We start from the raw sequence: 2807 nt of genomic DNA, 5'->3' as shown, positions 1-2807 counted from the left end.
CACCAGCGCCCGCAGCGGCGCCGGCAGGCCGGCGATCGCATGCGCCGGGTCGCCCGCCAGCAGCCTGGACATGAAGGCCGCGTCGAGCTGCGGCCGCACCTGCGGATGGGCCCACAGCGCCGCCTCCAGCGCGCCGTGCGTGCGCGCGGCCAGCACCGCGCCGAGCACGCCGATCGAAGTGACGATGGCCGCGAAGCGCGTGGTGGTGCTGATCCCCGAAGCCATGCCGGTGCGCTCGGGCGGCACGCAGGCCATGATGGCCTTCTGCGTGTCGCCGTTCAGCACGCCGGCGCCGAGCCCCGTCACGACCATGCCGAGCGACACCAGCCCGTAGCCGCCGCCGGCCGCGACGGCCGCCGTCAGCAGGTTGCCGGCGCCCACCAGCAGCAGCCCGGCGGACAGCATCGCGCCGCCCGACAAGCGACGCGACAGGCGCGCGCCGAGGTAGGGCCCGGCCACCATCGCCACCGCGAACGGCAGCATGCCCAGGCCCGCCTGCACGGCGACCCAGCCGAAGGCGTTCTGCAGGTAGAGCGGCAGGAAGGTCATCATCACCTGGGCGCAGGCGGCATAACCGAACATGCCGAGCACGGCGGCCACGAAGCGCGCCTGCGAGAACAGCGCGAGATCGATCATGGCGTGCTCGCGGCGCCGCTCGACCTGCACGAACGCGGCCAACAGCAGCGCGCAGGCCGCGAAGCGCGAGAGCGTCGCGGCGCTGCCCCAGCCGGCGCCCTGGCTGCCGATCAGGGCCCAGATGCCGCTCGCCAGCCCGGTGCCGAACAGCGCGCTGCCGAGCACGTCGACGCGCCTCGCGCCCACGTGGCGCGACTCGCCCACCGCCTTCCAGGCGCAGCCGAGCAGCACCGCGCAGACCGGCAGGTTCAGCAGGAAGATCCAGCGCCAACCGATCCATTGCGTGATCACGCCGCCCACCAGCGGCGCCACCGTGGTGGCGATGCCCATCGTCATGCCCCAGATCGCCCAGGCGCGGGCCCGCTCGCGCGGCTCGGGAAAGGCATGGGCGATCACCGCCAGCGCGGCGGTCAGCAGCATCGCCGCGCCGATCCCCTTGGCGGCGCGCGCCAGGTTGAGGAACAGCACCGAGGGCGCCATTCCGCAGGCCAGCGAGGCCGCCGCGAAGGCCAGCAGGCCCAGCAGCATCATGCGCTTGCGGCCGTAGCGGTCGGCCAGCGCGCCCATCGGCAGCAGGCAGGAGGCGAACGACACCATGTAGGCGCTCACCACCCATTCCGCGGCGGCGAAACCGGCGTGGAAGGCCCGCGCGATCGAGGGCAGCGAGACCGCCACGATATTGGTGTCGAGCGTGATCAGCGCGCAGGTGGCCGAGGCCGTCGCCAGCAGGAAGGCCGGCGAGGCGCGCCGCGCGCCGGTGGCGGCCGGCGCCGGCCCGGGTTCGTGTGCTTGCGCGGGGATCGCGTCCCCGCCTGCCTGCCGCGTCGTCATCGTGGTTCCTCTGGATTCCTTGTCGATCGGAGACGATGCTAAGCAACTGGCTATTTCCCGTCGATATCATAAAATCACAACTTCATTCACGAATCGATTAACACACGGTGAAGCTCGAACTGCGCCATGTCCGCTGCGTGCTGGCCGTCGCCGAGCACCTGCATTTCGCGCGCGCCGCCGAGGCGCTCGGCATCGCGCCGCCCTACCTCACCAAGCAGGTCCAGGAGGCCGAGCGCCTGCTGCAGTTCCGGCTGTTCCAGCGCACCCGGCGCTCGGTGGCGCTGACCCCGGCCGGCAGCGCCTACCTGCCCGAGGCAGCCGCCGCGCTGGCCGCGCTCGGGCGCGCCCACGAACTGGGCCAGCGCGCCGAGCGCGGCGAGATCGGCCGAATCCGGGTCGGCTACGTCGGCTCGGCCGCCTTCACCGGCGTGATGCAGCAGGCCGTGATCGGCTTTCGCCGGCTGCGCCCGCAGGTCGACGTGCAGGTGGCCGAGCTGCCGCTGGTCGAGATCCCGGAGATGCTCGACGAGGGCCGGCTCGACCTCGCCTACGTGCGCCCGCCGGTGGCCTGCCCCGAGGGAATCCAGGCGGTGCGCGTGCATGTCGACGAATTCGTGGTGGCCCTGCCCGAAGGCTCGCCGCTGGCCGCCTGCGAGGCGATCCAGCCGCGCCAGTTGCGCGATGCGCGCTTCACGGTGCCCGAACAGGAAGGCGGCATGCTGGAGGTGGCGCGGCGCGGCCGCTTCGCGCCGCAGATCGAATCGCGCCCGGGCCGGCTGGTGGAGGTGATCGCGCGCGTCTCGCTGGGCGACACGGTGGCGATCGTGCCGCGCGCCGTGTTCGACTGCGTGACGCTGGCCGGCGTGGTGTGCCGGCCGCTGGCCGGCAAGCCGGTGCCTTCCGAGATCGCCCTGCTGTTTCGCCGGCACGAGCGCTCGCAGGCGGTGCGCGCCTTCCTGCGCCACGCGCGCGGGGACGGCTGAAAGGCGGCAGCCGCGGCCAGGCCGCGCCCGAGGAAGGCCAACGAAAGGCCGCCAGCCGCCTCGCGCTTTCCCCGCTTGTTCGGCGAGGCACGGCACGCTTATCATCGGACGATCGCCATGCGGCCCCTCGCGGCCGCCGTTTCCTGGACCGGTTCGCTCGCCATGCTCGCGCTCCTGCTGCTGATTCCCCTGTTCGCCGGCCTGGTGGCCGGCACCCGACATGGCGTGCTGGCCGGCCTGGCGGCCGGCGCGGTGGCCGCCATCGCCGAGTTGCTGCTGCTGTCGATCGCCGGCGTGGCCGCGCGCCGGCGCGACGCGAAACAGGCCGCGGCCAGGCAGGCCGCGGCAGCCGACGCC

The 2807-nt window shown here is 73.4% G+C and carries 2 protein-coding genes and 1 pseudogene; 2 read left to right on the top strand and 1 reads right to left on the bottom strand.

What is annotated here, in order from left to right:
• Positions 1-1467: MFS transporter (locus F3J18_RS36460; RefSeq protein WP_166916996.1), on the bottom strand; the 1467-nt coding region annotated here is incomplete at its 3' end.
• Between the two features lie 107 nt (positions 1468-1574).
• On the opposite strand from F3J18_RS36460, the gene F3J18_RS36455 reads away from it, so the two are divergent.
• Together F3J18_RS36455 and F3J18_RS36450 are read left to right on the top strand one after the other, a co-directional pair.
• Positions 1575-2450: a LysR family transcriptional regulator gene (locus F3J18_RS36455; RefSeq protein ID WP_025096915.1), complete on the top strand. Its 876-nt coding sequence runs from the start codon at positions 1575-1577 to the stop codon at positions 2448-2450.
• A gap of 117 nt (positions 2451-2567) precedes the next feature.
• A pseudogene (locus F3J18_RS36450) lies at positions 2568-2807 on the top strand (hypothetical protein); the annotation flags it as partial.

It is taken from the genome of Burkholderia sp. Ax-1720 (assembly GCF_011753035.1).
In the GTDB taxonomy this organism is placed as follows: domain Bacteria; phylum Pseudomonadota; class Gammaproteobacteria; order Burkholderiales; family Burkholderiaceae; genus Burkholderia; species Burkholderia gladioli.
The sequence above is the reverse complement of the archived record's forward strand: the minus strand, read 5'-3'. Positions and strand labels throughout refer to the sequence as shown.